We start from the raw sequence: 20,807 nt of genomic DNA, 5'->3' as shown, positions 1-20,807 counted from the left end.
ATGGTGAAGACCGCCCGGCAATGACCTGGCTCAAGGAATATTTCAATTTTCAGGAAGATAGCACAACTGCAATCAATGGCAGAGTCCATCTGCAGGCGAAAACACTTCAGGCATACGACGTATTTGACCTGAACGGCGTCCGACTCGGCCGCCTGCGCGCCTACACTATCGACGAGGCCGTTTCGATACTCAAGAATACTAGCGACATCAAGGTCCAGGGCGTCTACATGCTCCGCTCCGTCCGGAACGGCACAGTAAAGCCAGTGCGGATTGCACGATAAACTCAAATATTAACGTATTCCCGCGGGAAGCGGCATTGTCACATCAGCGATGAGTTTTTTTCGAAACCTAGGTATGTTCCGTCTTTTTTGTACAACATCCCATCGCTGCTCGGCATTATATCTCCATGCGACAGTTCTTCTTTTGCCGCATATAAATCCTTCGTGCTAAAGCGATACAAAGCCATTCTAGAACCTACAGCGTAACACAAATCCATCGCTCCGGCACATGTATGTTTTACATTTTTTTCTTCAAGCATTTTACAGAACTTCTCTAATTCTTCATTTTTCTCCCTCACTAGCGCATACAATTCACTGCAATGAATTCCGTCCTGGGATTTGCAAAAATGCTTGCTAGTCATTCCATCATAAGCAAAAGCATTCATTGTTAGACTTTTTTGGTAAGTAACAGCAATTAAAGTATCCCCATAATTCTCAACTGTTTTCTTCACAATATCACGTTCCTTTGGGGACAATCCGCAGGGAACCGCAAAACCATTTTCATAACACATTTCAAAGGGAATCAAGGAATCAACCTCATTTCCCCTATAGAAGTGCTTAAAACTCCTTTCAAAAATAGAGGCCAGCAGTAAAGCCATTTCAAAATCTTTGGCGAAATTATTTTCATCGATGCTAACATAGTAACTTTCCGGCACCCAAGTCGAACCTTCTTCTTCTAGGAATCGCTCTATTGAAAACTTCTTGGATACAACCACTTGAGCATAAAGATGATTGCAAGTCTTTCCTTCTTTTGAAGCACAGGTCGCTTCAAGAGAACCATCCTCATTGAGAATTATTTTTGACATTGTCGGAAAGTCTTCAATGACAGATTGCGCGTAGCTTATGGATTGCAGTTTAAAACGAAGTCCCTTCAGAGAGTCTTCACCATTCATTTTCTTCACCACATTCACAAGCAGTGCAGAATCTAAGGAACAAGGATGACGAGTTATGACTCCGTCAACGTCTGAAAAGCAAACCTTATAAGTACATTGCTGTTTTGCACTATCAGACTTTTGCCTTACATTGAGCTTTTCAATATCTTCAAATATTTTACCAATTTCATTACCAAACTCGGCGTTTCTGTCATCAAAAAACTTTTTAAAAAGAACTGAATCTAAAACACTATAAGTCGTAACGGATACAGGCTTTGGGTTCTCATTTGTACCACAGCCAACAAAAACCATCAAAACACCAAGAATTAACATTCTAAAAAACACTTCAGACCTCGAAGAAAAACCTTGAACACCTTACAATTTACTATTTTTACGCCGTTCAAATTATAAACCAAGGATTCAACAATGAGCAAGAATTACAAGATTGCAGTGCTTCCGGGCGACGGTATCGGCCCCGAAGTCATGAAAGAAGCTGTCCGCGTGCTGGACGTCGTTTCCAAGAAGTTCGGCTTCGACGTGAACGCCGAATGGGCAAACGTCGGTGGTGCCGCCTACGACGAAAGCGGTTCCCCGCTGCCGGAAAGCACCCTCAAGTTGGGCGAAGCTTCTGACTGTATTCTTTTCGGTTCCGTGGGCGGCCCGAAGTGGGAACACCTCCCCCCGAACCTGCAGCCGGAACGCGGTGCACTTCTGCCGCTCCGTAAGCACTTCAAGCTTTTCTGCAACCTCCGCCCGGCCCGCGTTTACAAGGAACTCGCTGGCGCATGCCCGCTCCGCGCTGACATCGTCGGTGACGGTTTCAACATCCTCACCGTCCGCGAACTGACGGGTGACGTTTACTTTGGCCAGCCGAAGGGCCGCGAAGGCGTTCCGGGCTCCAAGGAAGAAATCGGTTTCGACACCATGAAGTACAGCCGCTACGAAGTCGAACGCATTGCCCGCTTCGCCTTTGACGCCGCCATGCTCCGCAACAAGAAGGTCGCCAGCATCGACAAGGCCAACGTGCTCACCACGAGCGTGCTCTGGCGCGAAGTCGTGAACGAAGTCATCAAGGACTATCCGGAACTCACTCTCGAACACCTCTACGTGGACAACGCTGCCATGCAGCTCCTGAAGCGCCCGCGTGAATTCGACGTGCTGCTCTGCCCGAACCTCTTCGGCGACATCCTCACCGACGAATGCGCCATGCTCACCGGTTCCATGGGTCTCCTCCCGTCCGCTTCTATCGCCGAAGGTTCCTTCGGTCTGTACGAACCGGCCGGTGGTTCTGCTCCGGACATCGCAGGCAAGGGTATTGCTAACCCGCTCGCCCAGATCCTCTCCGTGGCTTTGATGCTTCGCTACACCTTCAAGGAAGAAGAAGCGGCCAAGGCTATCGAAGCTGCCTGCGAAAAGGTCATCGCCCAGGGCTTCCGCACTGGCGACATCTACCAGGAAGGCTGCACCAAGGTGGGCACCACTGGCATGGGTGATGCTATCATTGCAGCCCTGAAGTAATTAATTGTCGCGGTCGTCGAAGGCCTGAGCATCCTCGGGTTCCTCGACGGTCCACTCTCGAATGTGGTCGGCCAGTTCTTTCTGGCCGGCCTTTTCTAGTTCATCCGAAATTCTGTTCAGGACTTCTGCATCCTCTGCAGGCAAGTCCTTCTCGTACATGTCGATATACTTTTCGAGAAGCGCGTAGCGCTTCATGCCGAGAAGCAACTGCATGAATTCGGTATCGACATTGCCGCCGCTGCGGAAGCTGGAATGTTCGCTGAGGAGCGTATCGGCCTGTTTTTCATCAACCAGCTGGCAAAGGCGAGCTAGGTTGATGACCTTCGGGAATTTTTCGTACAAAAGATTTGCAATCTTGAGGCAATCGGACTTGCGGCCTTCCTTGTCGGCAATAGCCGCCATGAGGTCGAGATAGGCTTCTTCGTCTTCGGCACCGGGGTCGCGCACGTCGCCGAGCCACTGCTTAGCAAGCTCGATGTTGCCTGCGACAAAGTACTCGTTCGCGATATCGATTAGCGTCGCGTTGCTCTTGTCCGGGTCCTTCAGGAGGGCGGCCTTCGTATAGCGTTCGCAATCGCCGAGCGCATCGGCCATGTCGGTAATGGCATCGATGATGTCTTCGCGGTTCTGGAGTTCGACCTCCGTAACCGTCGCGATAAGTTCATCAATGAGCGCCTTCGCGCGTTCGTCAGGCAGGACTTCGTTTAGGGAGAGGAAAACGACGGAACGGCCTTCCCCACCCACGTGACGGAGCGCCAGGTCGTGAATCAGGTCGGCAATGTAGTCCTTGTCATCGTACTGGCTTGCAAGTTCCACGAAGAAGGTTCCCGCGTCGTAGAAGAGGCTTTCCCAGTCGTCGCGTTCCTCGTCGTCTGCCTTGAACGAGAGAAAGTCCGTGCGGAGCGTCCAGGCAAGCAGTTCGAGCTGCAGGCCGACATCCTTGAAATCCTCGATATCGTCAATCGTCTTCGCGATAGTCTCGTACAGTTCATCCGGGCGGTGCAGGAGCCTGCTTTCTCCACTGATGACCTGCGAGAGCGTTTCGCGGATGCGGTCTTCCTTGCCACGGAATGCGGCGGCTCCACTATTCGATTTCCAGAATTTCTTTTTCTTTGCCATGATTACAAATGTAGAAAGTTAATCCTTGATACAGCGGACCGGATAACCATATTTGCGGGCATCTGGTTGCTGAAGCAAGCTCGCGGGAATCGATGTGTTATATGCAGAAATAACCGGATAATAATCCGAGCTCGCAATATCTTCCCCTGCCGGCACTCCCGCAATAAACATCTGGACAAGTTTCTCCGAAGCAAGCCAGATATTAAAATTATCCTGCGTATTCACAAAGCTACCGTCAGGATCTCTGCGGCCCATAGGAACAGTGGAAAAACCGGATGCATTGCTCGCGACGCGCCAGTAATCGAAATCCCATGCGACAACGGATTTAAACGCATAGGTATAGGTGAAAATTTCACTAACCGAAGCGCCCTCCACCAATCCAGCATAAAGAGCAACAGCAGACTCCTGAGCGTACCTTTCGATTACATACGAAAGGAGCGCGTTCCAGTCCAATTCAGACGGGATATGCCACCCTTCAGGACAAATTCCCTGAGTGACCGATCCCAAGGGCATCTCGATGTTATTGTCTGCAAAGGAAGTATCCTGATCCATAGCCGCCAGGAATGTGTAGAAACGCCCCGCCTTTTCGCAGTTCTGCGGATTGTCCATATAGCACCAGCTATTTCCCTTCAGGTTCGGAGTCTTCACGCTATCGGCGTAGTTGAGATTCTCGGCCATCCATAGCTGGGCACCAATCGTCACCGTCCTGTACGTATTCTGGTCACGCGGGTCTGCCAGGGTGCCATATTCAACGTCCGGATTGAAGTAGTCGTCCTTCTGGAAATCCCACATGTTCGTTACTCTCCAGCCAGAATCCGAACAGATATAGTACTTGTAGAACTCCACGGGTCCCTGGATAATTTCATTTGTCGCCTTCGAGCAATCCTTGTCGATTGTATTCCTCTCGATTTCTGTCGCCTCTCGCCAGCGACCATTATCGCAAATGAAGCGTATAAAATAGGCAAAGCCTGTAAAATTCCCCTTGATAATCTTATTTTCAACGCACTCGTTCCCGTAAGCATTGTATTCCGCATAATTCGAAGCACGCCATCCATCTTTGTCGCAAGTGTAATACCCGTTGCCTTCATAAACGGTTTCGTTTAGATTCAGCTTATCGCAGACGGGCAGGACATCATCGGCATTGGAACTGTCCTTAAGGCAGCGAACCGAAGCCCCCGCAATCGAATCGTCACACAGGAAGTTCAGATGGTAGTTTGAGATAAAAGCCTGATAACAGCCCGCCCTTGATGTTGCAAGGTAAGCATTTACCATCCTTTCCCGATAGGAACCATCTACAGAACGGTAGCCTGCCCCCGGAACGCCAAAGGAAAACGCATTATTTCCGGATACGTACCACGTCTGTCCATATCCCTGCAGGCTCTTGGCCGGCGGGATGTCGGGCTCTACAGCGGCGACATAGTCTATCAGTTCTTCCCACTCATGCTGCGACGGAATGTGGAAACCCGCCGGACAGAGATTTTCGGTCCCGCCAGCATACAAGCGGCCCAAGTTTTCGCAATTGGAAACATCATCGCCGTAACACCAGCTGGAATCCGTTTCATACTGCAAGTTTTCCGCAAACCAGACCTGAGTCCCAATCTGCGTCGTTTGATAGACGCGCCCATCCCTAGGATCGGTTATCGAACTAATGACCTCTTTTCGCGGAGAATCTGGTTCCTTGGTTCCTGACGAATCATCACCGCAGGCAAAAAGAACAAGAACAGCAAATAAACCAACAACGCACTTGCAAATGTTCATATATCCCCTAACGTTAGAACTTTTTCCGTCTACTTCTTTTCCCGAATCCGCTTGTACAGGCTTTCGGCCTTCTCGGTATCGCCCGCGTTGGAATACACGTGGCCCACGTTCTCGGCACCGATGCGGCCCTGCGAACTGCCCGCAAGCCAGGCCTTCATGTAGCATTCGAACGCTTCGTCGTAGCGCTTCTGGTTGAAGTAGATCTGCCCCAAATCCAGGTTGAGGTCGCCCTTGCCCTTGTTGTGCCGCAGGCCTTCTTCCAGCGTGAAGATTGCCATCCACGGGGAATTGTTCTGCACGTACATCTGCGCGAGGTAGCGGCGGGCAGAAACGTTTTCGGGGTCCATCAGCAGGCCGTTTTCCATCTCGTTCAGGGACTGGCGCGTGGAATCCATGCTGCGGTAGTAATAGGCAAGCGTGAAATGCACGTCGGCACCCGCGGTAGCTGTCATCTGGAGCGCATTCTGCAAGGTCTTGATGGCGTACTCGTAGTCGCCGAGCTTCTCGTAGACTTCGGCAAGCCCGTACCAGGCATCCATGCGGTCGGGGTTCAGCTGCAGCGCCCGCTCGAAGTTCTTCTGCGCGAGCGTCCAGTCGCGGCCCTTCAGGTAGCATTCCGCAAGCGCAAAGTGCACGTGGTCCGATTCCACCCCGAGTTCGATGGCGCGCTTGTAGGCCGCAATCGCATCGCCCGGAGAATCTGCGAGGTAGTAGAGGTCACCGAGTAACATCCATGCCTTCTCGAAATTCGGCAGGAGTTCTACGGTGCGCTTGTAGGCCACCATCGCGACCTGCTTGCGGTCAAGTTGCACCAGCGCGTTGCCCAGGTTGAACCATGCGAAAGGCTCGTAACGGCCCTCGTCGATGGCTGCACGGTAAAGCGGCACCGCTTCCTTGTATTTTCCCTGGTCGTAAAGCTCGTTCGCCTTGAAGAAGTAATCCTCGGCAGCCCAGGAGAACGCGGTAAGAAGCAGAATCAGGAGCGAGATTGCCACGCCTCTGCGAGGCTCGCAATGACGTTTTAAATTACTTAACAAAGCGGAACTCCTTTGTGGCCTTCTGTGCCACGGGATATCCGCCTAGCTGTGCGGGACTGAATTTCCACTGGCGAACTGCCTTCAGGGCCTCGTTCTCGAAGCCGTAACCCGGCGGGTCGAGGCTCATCACGTTCGCCTGCGCCACGTCGCCATACACGTCGATGACAACCATTACCTTCACGTAGCCCGAAATGCCGAGTTTCTTGGCGCGTGCCGGGTACGTCGGCTGAACTTCCTTCAAGACCTGCGCCTGTTCGTCCACCTCGCCCGCCTCGTACACTACGTTTTCCATCGAGCCCGTACCCACGGCCACGCCGTCACCCGCGGCACCGCGCGCAAGCGAAAGGTCCATCTGGAAATTCTGGCTGCGGCTTACACCCATGTTCGAGGAAATCTTGAACGGGTTCGGGTTCACGATGGTGCGTATAACCTTCTGCTTCACCTCGGGCTTTTTCTCGCTCACGAGCACCTCGACTTCCGTCACGGTGTCGAGTTCCTTCTCCGTCTTTACGCCCCTGTCGAAGAACAGCGCGTTCAGCACCGGCACGGCAAGGAAGAACACCGCGCTCACTGCAAAGGAGAGCACGAAAGCCGCCGGGAACCGGAAATATTTAGCGAGAAAGTCGAGCACTATTCCTCTTTGTTCGCGGAAATGGAAACCTTGCGGACTTTAGCCAAATTGCATTCGTCGAGAATGTCCACCACCACGCCGTTGGGGGCGTCGCGGTCGCTCACGATAATCACGGGGCGGTCGGGCGCTTCGGCCATCATCTGGCGCAATACCGTATTCAGGGTCGAGAGGTTCACCTGTGTCTCGTTGATGTGGATTGTCCCCTGGCGCGTTACGCCAATCAAGATGCTTTCCTTCGCGAGTTCCTTCGCGGAGCTTGCCTTCGGCTTTGTCACATCCACGCCGGTTTCGCGCGTGAAGGTCGACGTTACCACGAAGAAGATGAGCAAGATGAAAACGATGTCGAGCATCGGGGAAATGTCTATCTTGCCGGAATCGCTAGAACGTTTACGTATGAAACTCATTTTTCCTCCCCTGCAATTTCATTTGAAGCGGGATTTTCAAACACAAAGGATTCGTACTTGAGCGCTTCGCTCCACGCCTGCTTTTCGACCTTCTCAACGCAACCCGAGAGGAAGTTGTAGGCAAGCATCAGCGGGAACGCCACGAGCAGGCCCGCCTGCGTGGTAAGCATGGCCTCGGAGATGCCGTCGGCCAGGAGTGCCGGGTTTCCGAACCCGAAAAGCTTGATGGTATCGAATGTATGCGCCATGCCCGAGACCGTACCGAGCAGGCCGAGCATCGGGGCCAGTGCCGCGCATGTAGAAATCGTCTTGAGCGAGCGCGAGAGATTCACGGATATGCGGTGGCGCGTCTCTTCCATCGCGTTGCGCACGGCAACGGGGCCTTCTGCACGGTGGTCGCGCACGTCGCATGCAAGCGCGTAAAAGTAGCCGTAGGGCCTGCGGGCAAGTTTCGCGAACGCGACATCCTCGCCCTTCTTTTTCAGGTTGTTCCAGAACCCGCCGAACACGCCGTTCACGCTGCCGCCCTTGAGCATGAAGTAATAGCCGTAGCGCTCGAGCATCAGGAACCAGCCGAACCACCCGATAACGAATATGGGCGCAAGCACCCATCCTCCGCGGAAGAGCACGGCCATGGCGGCTTCGATTACAGATATTTCGCTTACGGTTTCCACAGGGATTCCCGCTTACTTTTCTTTGATCCAGAGCGCGTTGAGCACGGCGAGCCCGGCGCTTTCCATACGGCTGCGAACGGCATCGGCGCGGTTCACGAGGAAGGTATGGAGCAACTGCAGGGGGATTGCCACAATCAAGCCCGCTTCCGTAGTCACGAGCGCGATGGAAATGCCACCCGCAAGGAGTTTCGGGTCGGAGGTGCCATGCATCGTAATCACGTCGAAGAGTTCGATCATGCCCATCACGGTACCCAGGAGCCCAAGCAGCGGGGCGGTCGCCGCAATCACGGAAATCCAAGTGAGTCCGGATTCCAGTTTCGGGACATCGGCGGAGAAGAGTTCCTCGAGCGCCTTCTCGGCACCCTCGCGGCCGGCGTAGTTCTTGGAAAGCACGGTACGCAGCACCTTCCCCACTTCGCCGTGCGTCTTTGCCGCAAGCGAGCGTGCCGTATCGATGTCGCCCGCCTTGAGTGCCTTCAGCACGCGCCTGTTCGCGATACCGCCGAAGCCCCTCACCATGAGCCACACAAAGCGCCAGAGGGCGATGAGCAGGCCGATGGCAAACAGCGCAACAATCGGGTACATGATAATGCCGCCGTCCTTGAAGAACTGCCTGAGCTTGTCCTTCCAGGTAGTTTCCTGGTGGTTCGCGAGTTCAGACGAAAGTTCCGTACTCAGGAGCACGTCGACCGGCACCATCACGAACGCGGAATCGTTCACGTTCGCAAACACCTTCGCAACATCCTTCTTTGTATCGGGAGTCAAATTCTCCTGCCAGTTATAGACGCGTTTCTTTTCGCCCGCGACAGGGAGCATCAAGGCAGCCGGATGCAACCCGTTGATATCGACAGCGTTCGCCATCTGCATCGCGAAAAGGCCGCCAAGGCGCATGCGGTCGCCCTGCGCAACGGCAGTGCCGAACACGAGTTCCGCCTTTTCCACATTCATTTCGCGTGTAAAGGCCAACTCGGCACGCGCGGCATCGAGCACTCCCTTCGCAATCCGGAGCGGGTCGTCGCGGTAAAGCGACATTTCCTTCTTAACCTTGTTCTGGATCTCTACGCGTTCGGCCACCTTGAACTGCACGCCCTGTTCCTGAAACTTCGAGAGAGTTTCCAGACGTTCGGGGCCGGCCGCAAGCGAGAGAAATTCGGCACGCGCCTTCTCGGCCTGGAGTTTCACCTGTGCCAAATCTTCGCGGGCGACTCGCACATCCTCGAACAGGCGGGCGCGCTCCGACATCAGGGCGTCGACCTTCTCCTTGCTCTCCTGATACTTTTCATTGAACATCTCGCGTTCCTGGTTTGCCGTCTCGCGGTCCTTCCAGCGGGCGGCGACAGCCATGTCACGCTTCTTGCGGGCTTCTTCCAAATCGGCCTTCGCACTATTGAGCTCGGCGCGCTTCTTCACAGCATCGATATCGGATGGCTGCTGAGCCACAGCAATCGACGAAAGCGAAAGGACTGCCGTTACGGCAAAAGCAAGGGTAAACTGTCTAATCATCATTCACCCTCCTTCGGAAAAACGACCGGTATGGTCACGAGCCTCGGAGCGGTCTTCCCTTCGGCGACCTTCATCACGTCTTTCAATACGGTGCGCATCGCAAGGTCATCCGACACGTTATTCCAGACGTATCCACCATCGGCGGTACGGGCAAGCCAAAGCACGTCGTTGCCGTCGTTGCTCACGAATATGGATGCCACGGCGCCATAGCGCAAAAAGGTTCCGGGTACGCTGCGGGTATCCACCTGCAAGAACCCCTTCCACACTTCGGTCGTATAGCCAAGACGGATGCGGTCATAAAACACTTCGAGGGTTCGGTTCAATGCGTCGTCCGCCTCGATAACTCCCTTGTGCAGCTGTTCGGCGATTTCTTTCACGCTCTTCACAGTTTCCTCGTTCCGGTAGGGGAAGTCCGATTCGAAAACCGGCACCAGGGAATCGATAACCTTAGCGAAAGATTCGTTGTACTTGCCCTTGCGACTCTCGTACCAACGGATTGTGCCCATCGTCTTCTGGCGAATTTCAGAAATATGCTTGAGTTCCGCCTTCAGGGAATCCATTTCGGCCTTGAGAGCCTTGCTCTGCGCCGAAATCGCCTGGACCTTCTTGCGTCCGACTTCGACGAATTCCGCATGACGCTTCTTTTCGGCATCGTGCATGTTCTTTTCGCGGGCGGTTTCCGCCTCGACCGCCTTTATCTGGCGGCGTACGCTTTCCACCGTCTCCTGCGCCTGGGAGAACACTCCAGCTAGGCACAAACTAAGGAATATCTTAGAAAACAAATGAAATTTCATAGGCCAAAAAATACAAAGAACCGCGGTCCCTAGACCACGGTTCCAAGCCAAAAAGTGGAGAATCGACGCTTACTTCTTGGAATCCTTGAAGTATTGCGCGGTGTTCTTGGCGCCCGCCTTCTTCAGGGCCTTGATCAGGCGCGTGTAGCCTTCGTTCGTGGCCCAGTCAAGCACGGAGTAACCCTGGCCGCACTTGGCGTTCACGTCGACCTTCTTGTCGATGAGGAACATCATGGCGTCGTAGTTGCCGTTCTTCACGGTCCAGTGAATCGGGAGATAGCCATCCGGGCCACGGTTCTCGAGCGGGGCGCCTGCATCGGCGAGCACCTGGAGCATGTCGACCTTACCGGCCTTGGCAGCGATAAGAACAGCGGTACCGAGCGAAGCCGGATCGGCACCTTCCTTCTTGAGCTGCTGGAGAAGGAGCGTGACAACGTCCTTGTTGCCCATCATCACGGCGTTATCAAGCACCGTTTCGCCAGCGCTGTTGCGCACATCGGCCTTGGCACCATGGTCGAAGAGGTAGTTAAGCACCATCACGTTGCCCTTGTTCGCAGCGATAGCCACGGCATTGTTGCCGTTATCGGCGAGAGCATCAATCTCAAAAGAAGCCTTCAGGAACACAGTCATCATCAGGGTGTCGCTATTGAAGGCGTAATTAACGAAGTTTCCCGGCGTAAAGGCTATCTGGTGCTTGGTCAAAGCCTTGCGAACAGCCTGCGGGTCACTCTTGGCGAGGAATGCCTGCACGGAAGCCGGGTCCTTGAAGTTGACGTCGTCGCCACAGGCGACCATGGAAAGAGCGAGGCCAAGGCCACAAAGTCCGAGTAATGTTTTCTTCATTTTATACTCCAAAAGGTGTTTTTTGTTCTTATGCCACTAAAATTACACTTTTTTCACCATTTTATTCACAAAAAAAATTTTTTTTCTAAAAAAAATTAAATTTGTATCCATGAGTAAATTTTTATTATCCATAATTATGGCATCCTCCGTTGCCGCCATCGCCGACACCGTCTATATCGACAACTCCATGGCCGCAGCCACCCGAAGCGACACCGAGAAATACGAAGAACGCGTATCCGTCGGTCCCTACGTCGAATTCATGAACGTCAAGGCCGATAACGTCAACTACAGCTACAAGGTCAACAACCGCAAGTACGACATCAGCGTCGACAACACCTACCTCTACGGCGCCGCGGGCAACCTCCCCCTCAACGACTGGTTCGGATTCTACGCCATCGCAGCCTACCAGTACCTGGGCATCCACTACGAGGACCGCGACCTTGAACGCGCCTACAAGGCACAGGAAGCCCTGGAAATCGAATACGACGGCTGGAACGTCCCCGTCGAAGTCTCCGACATCAAGGGCCGCCACCAGATGCACATCGTGCTCATCCAGTTCGGTTTCGACGTCGGAGTCCCGCTCATCGCGAGCTACAACTACCAGTTCATGACCAAGCTCTTCCTCGCCGGCGGCGTCATTACCGGAAAGACTTTCTTCCAGAACGATTCCAAGTTCCTCGCGCCCGCCCTCTGGGGCTACGGCTACAGCGCCGGGCTTCGCATCGCGTTCCATTCCGTGACGCTCTCCGGCGGCGTCCGCAACTCGCACGAATACTTCCACACCTACTACGAGCGCCCCATTTCCGACACCAAGGACGGTGACGAATTCATGCTGGATTTCGACGCCTACTTCCAGCCGTTCATAAACCTAAGCATCGCATTGTTCTAAGGCTACAAGGGAGGGTTGCTCCCTCCCTAAGACCCTACGCTAGGGCTTCTTGATTTTCAGTTTGTCACCGGCCTTGATCTTGGTATCCTTAAGGCCGTTCCACTTGACGAGGCTATCGATGGTCGTCTTGTAGCTCTTTGCGATATCAAAGAGCGAATCGCCCTGCTTCACCGTATAGAAGACGAACCCCTTCGGAGCCGCTTCGGTCTTGCTCTCTGCATTCGCCTGCTTTGCCGTAGGCTTGCCGCGGACAATCAGGGTATCCCCCGGGAAAATGCCGTCGCCCTTGAGCTTGTTCCAGGCCTTGAGGTCTTCGACGGTGCAGTTAAACTTGAGCGAAATGCCATAGAGGTTGTCTCCCGACTTTACCACGTAGGTATTGCCCTTTGCGGGTGCGCTTTTCGATTCGCGGCCCGAACGGCCCTTGTCGGACCTGGATGCTGCGTCCGACTTCGAAGACGACTTTTCCGACGGAACAAACCGGGGCTTTTTAGGCGGCACATAAGCCGGAATTACAAGGGAATCCCCCACGGAAAGGCGCTTCACAAAGCCGCCGTTTGCTTCCATCAGGAGAGCGGCGGGAATCTTTAGCGCGGCCGCAATATTCGCATAAGTATCCCCCGAAACGACAACATAACGTTCTCCCTTCTTCAGCACGATTTTCCTGTCTTCTGCAGAAGGCTTGAGTTCCGGCTTAGACACGAAAATCGTATCGCCCAGTTTCACGACAGATGCGGCATCCATGGAATTCCAAACGCGGAGGCTCTCCTGGGAGATGCCGAACTGCCGGGCTATGGAGGCCAGGTTGTCGCCGAGTTTTACCACATAGGTGCGCACTTTCGTCGGCTTCTTGCCCGAGGACCTGCGCGGGGTCACCTTGATCGGGATCAGGAGCGACTTGCCCTGGCGGATGCGGTCATTCTTCATGTCGTTCGCCTGTTTGAGTTCCGAAACGGAAATGCCGTACTGGCGTGCGATGCTCCCCAGGTTTTCCCCCTTCTTCACCTTGTGATGGTGCCAGCTGGAGAAGTTGTTCTTCTGCATCCGGTCGTAACCTTCTACGAACACGGCGCGCTTACCGAGCGGCAGGCGAAGAACGTAGGAATCGACATTCGGAGGCGTACACCATTTCACGAGTTCCATGTTGAGCGTGCGGAGCGTATCCTCGGGAACCTTGAGCAGCTTGGCCACTTCTTCCAGCGGGAACGAATCGAAAACGGTGACCGTATCGAATACGGGGCGGTAGGTCTGCTTTACCTTGAGCTCGTACTGCTCCGGGTAATGACCAATGACCATCGCGGCGAGGATTCTCGGCACGTAGTGCATGGTCTCGTTGGGCAACTGGAGATCCCAGTAAGTAATCGCCTGCGAGGTATCGCGCGTAGTATCGGCCCTCATTTCGCGAAGCAGCTTGCGGATGCGGCCTTCGCCACAGTTGTAGGCGGCCATCGCGAGGAGCCAGTCGTTGAATTCGCTGTAGAGGTACGAAAGATACCCGATTGCGGCTTCCGTGGCCATCTCGGGATTACGGCGCATGTCGACCCAGAAATCCACATTGAGGCCATAGCGCTTGCCCGTCTCCGGAATAAACTGCCAAAGGCCCGACGCCTTCGCACGGCTATAGGCCTTCACCTTGAATCCCGATTCCACGAGGGACAGGTAGATAAGGTCCTTCGGGAGCTTGTGTTCTTCGAGCTTCGCATAAATCAACGAGTCATAGGCGGTCTTGCGGCTCAGCGAGCCCTCGATAAAGCCCTTGGCCTTGGTCGTGAGGTAATAGATTTCCTGCAGCACGCGCTCGTTGAACTGCACGGGCAACGTAAACTCGCTTACGTCCATGGTATCGAGGAAGCCGCCGAGACTTGAAAGCGCGGCGCTGTCGGCAAGCATTTCATCTTCACCGTCCACACCCTCGATGGAAACTTCATTCTGCGCAAACGCATTGGAGCTGTCTGCACCGACCACTTCGTTCGGGAAAACCTCGTCAAGCGCGCGCACCAGCCGCACCGACATCTGGAACCTGTAGACGGAATCCTCCTTGGGACTCACATTCGCATAGAGGGAATCGTAATGTTCTGTCACAAGGTGACGCAGAGACTTTTCAAGGTAGTGTCTCGCCAGGTTCCATTCCTGGTTTTCCATCGCCTGCAGGGCGTACTGGTAGTTGGACCAAGAAGGACGGATGGCCAAGGAATCCGAGACGGAAAACTTGAGCGACCATTCGGCAAAAGATACGGAATCATTCGCAGGCGGTTCCACCACCTGCACGTCAGTCAACGACGAAGCAGCCTGCTTGGGAGAACAGGCTAGCAGGACGATTGATGCCAGAAGGGCTACAGCATAGCCCCAAAAGACCGACCCACGGATCACTGATCGTAATCCAGGTCTTCTGCGTAGTCAGACCATATCTGGTCGCGCTTAAAGGACGGCTGGTCGAAATCGACTTCTTCGTCGACTTCTTCCTCTTCCTCAATTTCCTCTTCCTCTTCTTCCTCGCTGGCAAAAGGAACCGGAGCGTCAAATCCATCCCCCTTGGGACGGCGGCCACAATGATAAGCGTAACTCAACATATTACCTCAACGTTCAGTAGGCGACTTTCTCCACCCCGTACAGGATTACCCCGCACATCACGAAAGCGGCGATTACCTGCAACAAGATAATAATCCGGTTCAGGCGGTACGCCTTCTGCGCCTTGCGATGCCAGGAGGGTATTTCTGATTTCGGTGTCGATACTTGTCTCACGAGATGCAAATATATACATATTCTTTGCAAAACAATAAAAAAAACGAAAAAAAAGTTAAATTTTTTAAGGATATGAAAAAAATCCTGCTCACATGGATGGCTCTGGCCTCAATCCTATATGCCCAGATCGGCCTCGGACGCGGCCTGGAAGGCATCAGGGTGCCGACGGCCAAGACGCTCGGCGAGGGTTATCTGTTCATGTCCGCCACCTACGAAACGGTGAGCGACGGCCGAGCCCTGTCCATGAACGGGTACTCCACGCCCGACGGGACCGTCACCCTGATTGACAACGACGCCCCCTCTTCGGGAGGAGGAATATCGGTCGGGTTCGGCCTTTCCGACATTCTGGAAATCGGCTTGTCCCTCCCCTTCTACTACGACGGCGAAATCACCGGTACCGACCTGGACGGATTCGGAGCGGGCGACCTACAGGCCTACTTCAAGTACTCGTACCCCCTGGAACTTGCCCCCGTCACGCTCGCCTTCTCGGGAGAACTCTTCGTCCCCACCGGCGCAAAGGACATCGGATTCCGGCCGAGGCACCAGTGGTATATCCACGACGACAAGAAATCCTATGCCTACAGCGCAAAAAAATGGGCCATGGCAGGATCCGGAATCGTTTCCGTCACCTTTTCGGACATCCTCTACTGGAACACTTTCTTTGGGTTCCTCCACCTGATAAACGGAGAAAACAACGACCTCGTCTGGGGCACGGGAATCGAGCTGTTGCCGCACAAGACTGTTTCCGGGATTCTTGAAATTTCAGGCGAAACAGGACTGTTCGAAGGTGACTTTATCGACGCACTGACCGACCACGTGCTGCGTGTAACCCCTGCCGTAAAGATTCACCTCCCGAACATGCTCGCGCTTACGCTAGGCTTGGATGTCGGCATCGACTTCGTCAGGGACCCAACCCTCGAGAACAGCGTCAACGTCCGCCGAGCCCTCGGCGACGACAGCCACATCCAGTACAACATCCGCGGCACCCCAGAATTCACGCTTCTGCTCGCCGCTACCAAGGTCATAGATTTCAGCCGCAAGGATAGCGACAACGATGGCGTCATCGACCGCGAGGACCTGTGCCCCAAGACGGAACTGGGAGCGAAGGTGAACTCTCGCGGCTGCCCCGTGGACCTCGACCAGGACGGTATCATCAACATCATGGACCTGTGCCCCGAGACGCCGCGCGGAGTCGTTGTAGACTACAGCGGCTGCCCTGTGGACACGGACAAGGACGGCGTTCCCGACTACCTGGACATGTGCAAAGACACGAAGCACGGGACCGCAGTCGACTCCACAGGATGCATGCAGGACACCGACCATGACGGCATAGACGACTACCACGACCGCTGCCCCAATTCCCTTTCCAGCGACAAGGTAGACGACGACGGCTGCCCCCTCGACGACGACCACGATGGCGTCCTCAACGATCTCGATTCGTGCCCCGAGACCCCGCGCGGATACTCCGTCGACAGGTTCGGCTGCCCGCTAGACTTCGACAACGACGGTATTCCCAACGATGTGGACATGTGTCCCAACAGTCCCGAAGGGGAACTCGTCAACGAGGACGGCTGTCCCGCCGACTACGACCGGGACGGCGTCCCTGACAGCAAGGACCAATGTCTCGAGACGCCGAGGGGATTCCCCGTCGACCAGAACGGTTGCCCCACCGACCACGACAAGGACGGTGTCGTAGATGCCCTCGACAAGTGCCCCAACACCCCGGCCGCAGCCCCCGTCGATTCCATCGGCTGCCCCATCGATTCCGACGGGGACGAAGTTCTCGACTACATGGACAAATGCCCCGGGACATTCCCGAACATAATTGTCGGCAAGGACGGATGCCCGCTGAAACCCAAGAACAACCTGAACGCGCTCGCGTCCAAGGTCCGCTTCAAGGGCAATTCCGGCGAACTGCTGAACTCCACCTACACCGTACTGAACGACGTCATCTACCTCATGAGGCGATTCGACTTCGTCCTCGAGATCCAATGCAGCAGCCCCGCCGGAGAAGAAATCGCCGAGCAACAGGCACAGGCAATCGCGGACTACATTGTGAGCAAGGGAATCCGCAAGAACCGCATCCAGGCCAAGGGGTTCGGCACAAAGCTGCCGCAGGATCCAAAATACAAGCATCTCAACACCAGTGGCGTCCGGTTCCTCCAGTTCGACACGACGCCTCCCGCATCCGAAACAAAATGATAAACACGACCCTCTGCTACATCGAGCAAGACGGCAAATACCTGTTGCTCCACCGCGTCAAGAAAAAGAACGACATCAACAAGGACAAGTGGATCGGCATCGGCGGAAAGTTCGAAGAAAAGGAATCCCCCGAAGACTGCATCCGCCGCGAGGTCATGGAAGAGACCGGGCTTTCGCTTGTGCACCCGAAATACCGCGGCATCGTCACCTTTATCAGCAACGGAATGCAGGAGACAGAATTCATGCACCTGTTTACCGCGACAGAATATGCAGGAAGCATCAAGGAATGTGACGAGGGCGTCCTCGAATGGGTGGACAAGCGGAAGGTGAAAGAACTCCCCCACTGGGACGGCGACCTGATTTTCCTCTCACTTCTGGAACGCGGAGAACCGTTTTTCTCGCTCAAGCTGACCTACGTAGGCAGCACACTCACCGAGGCGCTCCTGAACGAAGTTCCGGTTTCCGTTTCGGATTTTGTATAAATTAAATCAGCAATGAGATAGCGACAAGGTTACCACTTCGCCAGCGCATTCGCGATAATCAGGTCCTGCAGTTTCTCGATGGCGCGAGTCTGGCCGTGGCGGTCCTCGGTCTCGTTTTTCTGGATATCGTAGACGCCATCCGCCGACAGTGACTTGTTCTCGTAGATGATTCGATCCTTGACGTTGTCGTAGAACTTGACGCTCACACGTATGGTCACACGATAGGTTTCCACATCGCTGTTGCTGTTGTAGTTTTCGGGCTTGTTCGTGTAGCTCAAAAGCGTTATCTCGAAATCGGCGTTGGCCTCTTCGTTCACCATGCGGATCCCGCCCGCATTTTTCTTGAACATGTCGACAACAGCCGTATGGATGTTGTTTGCCAGCAACGGGTCAAGCGCCTTGTCATCGACATCATGAATCTGGACAGTCTTGATATGGCTCGGAAGCGTGGAGGCGGTAAAGCTGTAGCAGCCCGCCAAAAGACAGGCCGCAGCGGTTGCCGCGACAAAGAACAACAATCGGGAAATATTCCTAGATAGCATATCCCAAATTTAAAAACAAATACGCAAGGCAAAAGAAGAAATACAAAAACACTCCCCGCAGGGAGTGCTTTCGAAAAGGCGTTACGGTAAATCCTAGAGCGAAATCTTGAACGACCTGCTGCCGACCTTCACGATATACATGCCCTTGGCTCCGGTGTAAACCTTCTGTTGGTTTCCGAGAGCGCGGGTCGTGCCCACGACGCTGCCGAGGCTATTGAACACCGTGATGGTCATGCCCTGGGCACCTGCAACTACGATGTAGTTGTCAGAGGACTTGTAGACCGAAACCGCAAGCAGGCCCGGATCCACAGGCAAAGCGGTCGTAGAGGAAGATATTCCACCCCAGTGGTGATGGCTGGAAGAACTTCCCGTGGCGGCTGCACTGCTGGAGGACTTCGCCACATCAGAGGAGGAGGCGACTTCGCTGGAAGAAGATTCCGGTTCAGGCTTATCACTGATAAGGCCGTCCACGTTCCACTGCTTCACGAAGTTCCAGATATCCGAAACATCTGCATGGGAAGGGCTGTGACCACGGCCGGGGAGCTTCAGGTGCTTGATATAGACACCCTTGTCGCAGGGTCCCCAGGTGTACATCGTGGCACCCGAATTTTCGGCATTGGGATAATTCTTTTCTTCCTGTGCCTGAGACGGGCAGTGGAACTGGTCACGGTAATTCTTGATGAAGCCTTCAACCTGGTTGTACTGCAAAACATCGTCGTTGGTTCCATGCGGATGGATGATAGGAACAGGACGCATCGCCTTGGACGCACCGAACACATTTGTACCGGAAGTAGGCGCAAAGGCGGCAATCTTGTCAGCTATCTTGCTCATGGAATGGTAGGTGAACATACCGCCCATCGAAAAGCCCGAAAGATACACGCGCTTTTTATCAATTTTATAGTCGGTGTACATCTGGTCGATGATTTCGAGCATCCACTTGGTATCCTTATCGCCCTGGATATCCCAGGTGCTCATGCCCGTACCACCTCTCGGGTAAACGACCACAAAGCCCGCCGTATCGGCTACAGTTTCCCAGTGGGTGTTGGACTGTTGGTAGTTGGGATCTTGGTCCATGCCGTGGCACGAAATGAGCAACGGGCTATTTTCCTTAAGGCCCGACGGGGCATAGACGTGGATTTCTCGACCAGAAACGGACTTTTTCTGGTAATCGTTTAGGGATTTTCCGCCGCCACCATTGCCCCAGCCACCCCATTGGGCGAAAGAAAGCGTAGCCGCAGCTAGCAGAAGTATTGGAAACTTCATCTCTGTACTCCTCTGAATGTTCCGTTTGTTTACATGGTGTTTACCTCCATAAACCTTACCCGTTTATAATGTATATCCATAATACGGGAGTGTGACCGTCACCGCATAAATAGCGGTGTAAACACGTACAACAGATGAATTCCTAAACATTGGCTTTTTAAGTGTTTTTTAACGGTTCTGGAATTGGCTGCTTAAAATATTTGCTAAATTTTTTGCGTAAAAATTTCCTAACCGAGGCATAACATGCTTGACATCAAGAAAATCCGCGAAAATCCGGAATACTACATTGCTGAAACCGAAAAGAAGTACACCACAGTGAGCCTGAAGGACGTGCTCGCCATCGACAACGAACGCCGCCCGCTCCTCACCGAAGTGGAACGCCTCAAGAGCGAACGCAACGCCGAATCCAAGAAGATTGGCGACCTCAAGAAGAAGGGCGAGAACGCCGACGAGGCCGTAGCAGCCATGCGCGCCCTCGGCGACAAGATCGACGAACTTGACAAGAAACTCAAGGACCTCGACTACAAGCAGACCGAAATGCTCATGCACGTGCCGAACATCGCCCCGCGCTCCCCGGAAGGCAAGGACAGTTCGGACAACGTGGTCGAGAAGGACGGCCCGATTCCGTTTGACTACTACACCAAGAACGACGACTTCGCCCGCGTGGACCACAAGACTTTGGGCGAACGCCTCGGCATTTTTGACTTTGAACGTGGCGCGAAGATTTCCGGTAGTGGTTTCCCGGTCTACCGCGGTCTCGGTTCCCGCCTGGAACGCGCCCTCATCCAGTTCTTTTTGGACGAACACATGAAGAACGGCTTCGAAGAATTCACGCCGCCGTACCTCGTGACCCGCAATACCATGCGCGGCACGGGCCAGCTCCCGAAGTTCGAAGAAGACATGTACCGCTGCGACAAGGACGATGACCTGTTCCTTATCCCGACTGCAGAAGTTCCTCTGACCAACCTTTACGCCGGTGAAGTGATTCCGGAAACCGAACTCCCGAAGCGTATCTGCGCCTACTCCGCCTGCTTCCGCCGCGAAGCTGGCTCCTACGGTAAGGATACCCGCGGACTCCTCCGCCTGCACCAGTTCAACAAGGTGGAAATGGTCTACTTCGCCCACCCGGAACACAGCTACGAAGACCACGAAGAGCTCACCCGCTTCGGTGAAAAGCTCCTGGAAAAGCTCGGCCTCCCCTACCACCGTCTGGCCCTCTGCAAGGGTGACCTCGGTTTCGGTGCCGCCAAGTGCTA

General features: G+C 54.2%; 20 protein-coding genes and 1 pseudogene. 6 read left to right on the top strand and 15 right to left on the bottom strand.

All coding sequences use genetic code 11. From position 1 onward, the window contains the following. Positions 1 to 281 (top strand): annotated as a pseudogene (locus B2310_RS09165) (hypothetical protein); the annotation flags it as partial. 38 nt (positions 282 to 319) lie between these two features. Here the strand turns inward: B2310_RS09165 and B2310_RS09160 are convergent. Next, positions 320 to 1,483 carry a hypothetical protein gene (locus B2310_RS09160; RefSeq protein WP_290730748.1) on the bottom strand — a complete coding sequence of 388 codons (1,164 nt, stop codon included), beginning with the start codon at positions 1,481 to 1,483 and terminating at the stop codon, positions 320 to 322. A 93-nt stretch (positions 1,484 to 1,576) separates the two neighbouring features. Here B2310_RS09160 and leuB point away from each other — a divergent pair, with 93 nt between their 5' ends. Then, positions 1,577 to 2,668, top strand: a complete 1,092-nt coding sequence (leuB, locus tag B2310_RS09155; protein WP_290730745.1) for a 3-isopropylmalate dehydrogenase — start codon at positions 1,577 to 1,579, stop codon at positions 2,666 to 2,668. Here leuB and B2310_RS09150 read toward each other — a convergent pair whose 3' ends face one another. The 9 genes from B2310_RS09150 to B2310_RS09110 form a co-directional block, all read right to left on the bottom strand. After that, entirely contained in the window at positions 2,669 to 3,787 is a 1,119-nt protein-coding gene (locus tag B2310_RS09150; protein ID WP_290730743.1) for a hypothetical protein, read from the bottom strand. It abuts the gene before it with no gap. A gap of 18 nt (positions 3,788 to 3,805) precedes the next feature. Next, positions 3,806 to 5,545: an FISUMP domain-containing protein gene (locus tag B2310_RS09145; protein WP_290730740.1), complete on the bottom strand. Its 1,740-nt coding sequence runs from the start codon at positions 5,543 to 5,545 to the stop codon at positions 3,806 to 3,808. 29 nt (positions 5,546 to 5,574) lie between these two features. After that, complete coding sequence (locus B2310_RS09140; RefSeq protein WP_290730737.1) at positions 5,575 to 6,540, bottom strand: tetratricopeptide repeat protein; 966 nt, start codon at positions 6,538 to 6,540, stop codon at positions 5,575 to 5,577. A 31-nt stretch (positions 6,541 to 6,571) separates the two neighbouring features. Further along, positions 6,572 to 7,213, bottom strand: coding sequence for an energy transducer TonB (locus B2310_RS09135; RefSeq protein ID WP_173365514.1), 642 nt, complete (start codon positions 7,211 to 7,213; stop codon positions 6,572 to 6,574). Then, positions 7,213 to 7,617 carry an ExbD/TolR family protein gene (locus B2310_RS09130; RefSeq protein ID WP_072812130.1) on the bottom strand — a complete coding sequence of 135 codons (405 nt, stop codon included), beginning with the start codon at positions 7,615 to 7,617 and terminating at the stop codon, positions 7,213 to 7,215. Before B2310_RS09130 ends, B2310_RS09135 begins: the two co-directional genes overlap by 1 nt. Then, positions 7,614 to 8,291 (bottom strand): MotA/TolQ/ExbB proton channel family protein, encoded by a 678-nt coding sequence (locus tag B2310_RS09125; RefSeq protein ID WP_290730733.1) that lies wholly within the window; start codon positions 8,289 to 8,291, stop codon positions 7,614 to 7,616. The genes B2310_RS09130 and B2310_RS09125 overlap by 4 nt, the downstream gene beginning before the upstream one ends. A 12-nt stretch (positions 8,292 to 8,303) precedes the next feature. Next, entirely contained in the window at positions 8,304 to 9,797 is a 1,494-nt protein-coding gene (locus tag B2310_RS09120; protein WP_173365515.1) for a MotA/TolQ/ExbB proton channel family protein, read from the bottom strand. Next, a complete protein-coding gene (locus B2310_RS09115; protein WP_290730729.1) occupies positions 9,794 to 10,552 on the bottom strand; it encodes a DUF3450 family protein in 759 nt (252 codons plus the stop codon). Before B2310_RS09115 ends, B2310_RS09120 begins: the two co-directional genes overlap by 4 nt. Before the next feature lie 105 nt (positions 10,553 to 10,657). Further along, the gene (locus tag B2310_RS09110) at positions 10,658 to 11,431 is read right to left on the bottom strand and encodes an ankyrin repeat domain-containing protein (RefSeq protein WP_173381783.1); all 774 of its coding nucleotides are present in this window, start codon (positions 11,429 to 11,431) and stop codon (positions 10,658 to 10,660) included. A 109-nt stretch (positions 11,432 to 11,540) separates the two neighbouring features. Between B2310_RS09110 and B2310_RS09105 the strand changes: the two genes are divergently transcribed. Further along, positions 11,541 to 12,320, top strand: coding sequence for a hypothetical protein (locus B2310_RS09105; RefSeq protein WP_290730726.1), 780 nt, complete (start codon positions 11,541 to 11,543; stop codon positions 12,318 to 12,320). Positions 12,321 to 12,359: 39 nt separating this feature from the next. Here B2310_RS09105 and B2310_RS09100 read toward each other — a convergent pair whose 3' ends face one another. From B2310_RS09100 to B2310_RS09090, 3 genes are read right to left on the bottom strand one after another with little or no spacing between them, the layout of a single operon-like run. Next, positions 12,360 to 14,690 carry a LysM peptidoglycan-binding domain-containing protein gene (locus B2310_RS09100; RefSeq protein ID WP_173381785.1) on the bottom strand — a complete coding sequence of 777 codons (2,331 nt, stop codon included), beginning with the start codon at positions 14,688 to 14,690 and terminating at the stop codon, positions 12,360 to 12,362. Next, positions 14,687 to 14,890, bottom strand: coding sequence for a hypothetical protein (locus B2310_RS09095; RefSeq protein WP_173365520.1), 204 nt, complete (start codon positions 14,888 to 14,890; stop codon positions 14,687 to 14,689). The genes B2310_RS09100 and B2310_RS09095 overlap by 4 nt, the downstream gene beginning before the upstream one ends. A 13-nt stretch (positions 14,891 to 14,903) precedes the next feature. Further along, on the bottom strand, positions 14,904 to 15,062 hold the full coding sequence (locus tag B2310_RS09090) for a hypothetical protein (RefSeq protein ID WP_173365521.1): 159 nt from the start codon (positions 15,060 to 15,062) through the stop codon (positions 14,904 to 14,906). A gap of 72 nt (positions 15,063 to 15,134) precedes the next feature. Between B2310_RS09090 and B2310_RS09085 the strand changes: the two genes are divergently transcribed. Together B2310_RS09085 and B2310_RS09080 are read left to right on the top strand one after the other, a co-directional pair. Next, positions 15,135 to 17,264 (top strand): thrombospondin type 3 repeat-containing protein, encoded by a 2,130-nt coding sequence (locus B2310_RS09085; protein ID WP_290730723.1) that lies wholly within the window; start codon positions 15,135 to 15,137, stop codon positions 17,262 to 17,264. Then, the gene (locus tag B2310_RS09080; protein ID WP_290730720.1) at positions 17,261 to 17,746 is read left to right on the top strand and encodes an NUDIX hydrolase; all 486 of its coding nucleotides are present in this window, start codon (positions 17,261 to 17,263) and stop codon (positions 17,744 to 17,746) included. The genes B2310_RS09085 and B2310_RS09080 overlap by 4 nt, the downstream gene beginning before the upstream one ends. Before the next feature lie 29 nt (positions 17,747 to 17,775). On the opposite strand, the gene lptE is transcribed toward B2310_RS09080, so the two are convergent. Both lptE and B2310_RS09070 read right to left on the bottom strand, forming a co-directional pair. Then, a complete protein-coding gene (gene lptE / locus B2310_RS09075) occupies positions 17,776 to 18,288 on the bottom strand; it encodes an LPS assembly lipoprotein LptE (RefSeq protein WP_173365524.1) in 513 nt (170 codons plus the stop codon). 93 nt (positions 18,289 to 18,381) lie between these two features. Next, positions 18,382 to 19,551 carry a PHB depolymerase family esterase gene (locus B2310_RS09070; RefSeq protein WP_290730717.1) on the bottom strand — a complete coding sequence of 390 codons (1,170 nt, stop codon included), beginning with the start codon at positions 19,549 to 19,551 and terminating at the stop codon, positions 18,382 to 18,384. 243 nt (positions 19,552 to 19,794) lie between these two features. On the opposite strand from B2310_RS09070, the gene serS reads away from it, so the two are divergent. Next, positions 19,795 to 20,807, top strand: a 1,013-nt coding sequence (gene serS / locus B2310_RS09065) for a serine--tRNA ligase (protein WP_290730714.1), incomplete at its 3' end; no start/stop codon positions are given.

Source organism: Fibrobacter sp. UBA3629, assembly GCF_002374005.1.
GTDB lineage: Bacteria > Fibrobacterota > Fibrobacteria > Fibrobacterales > Fibrobacteraceae > Fibrobacter.
Note: the sequence above shows the minus strand (reverse complement) of the source record. Positions and strands in the feature narration are given on the sequence as shown.

Coding starts and splice junctions, on each gene's coding strand:
- B2310_RS09085 (WP_290730723.1), top strand. CDS start 15,135: ATGAAAAAAATCCTGCTCACATGGATGGCTCTGGCCTCAATCCTATAT.
- B2310_RS09095 (WP_173365520.1), bottom strand. CDS start 14,890: ATGTTGAGTTACGCTTATCATTGTGGCCGCCGTCCCAAGGGGGATGGA.
- B2310_RS09110 (WP_173381783.1), bottom strand. CDS start 11,431: ATGAAGAAAACATTACTCGGACTTTGTGGCCTTGGCCTCGCTCTTTCC.
- B2310_RS09150 (WP_290730743.1), bottom strand. CDS start 3,787: ATGGCAAAGAAAAAGAAATTCTGGAAATCGAATAGTGGAGCCGCCGCA.
- B2310_RS09145 (WP_290730740.1), bottom strand. CDS start 5,545: ATGAACATTTGCAAGTGCGTTGTTGGTTTATTTGCTGTTCTTGTTCTT.
- B2310_RS09160 (WP_290730748.1), bottom strand. CDS start 1,483: ATGTTAATTCTTGGTGTTTTGATGGTTTTTGTTGGCTGTGGTACAAAT.
- lptE (WP_173365524.1), bottom strand. CDS start 18,288: ATGCTATCTAGGAATATTTCCCGATTGTTGTTCTTTGTCGCGGCAACC.
- leuB (WP_290730745.1), top strand. CDS start 1,577: ATGAGCAAGAATTACAAGATTGCAGTGCTTCCGGGCGACGGTATCGGC.
- B2310_RS09120 (WP_173365515.1), bottom strand. CDS start 9,797: ATGATGATTAGACAGTTTACCCTTGCTTTTGCCGTAACGGCAGTCCTT.
- B2310_RS09130 (WP_072812130.1), bottom strand. CDS start 7,617: ATGAGTTTCATACGTAAACGTTCTAGCGATTCCGGCAAGATAGACATT.
- B2310_RS09070 (WP_290730717.1), bottom strand. CDS start 19,551: ATGAAGTTTCCAATACTTCTGCTAGCTGCGGCTACGCTTTCTTTCGCC.
- B2310_RS09080 (WP_290730720.1), top strand. CDS start 17,261: ATGATAAACACGACCCTCTGCTACATCGAGCAAGACGGCAAATACCTG.
- B2310_RS09105 (WP_290730726.1), top strand. CDS start 11,541: ATGAGTAAATTTTTATTATCCATAATTATGGCATCCTCCGTTGCCGCC.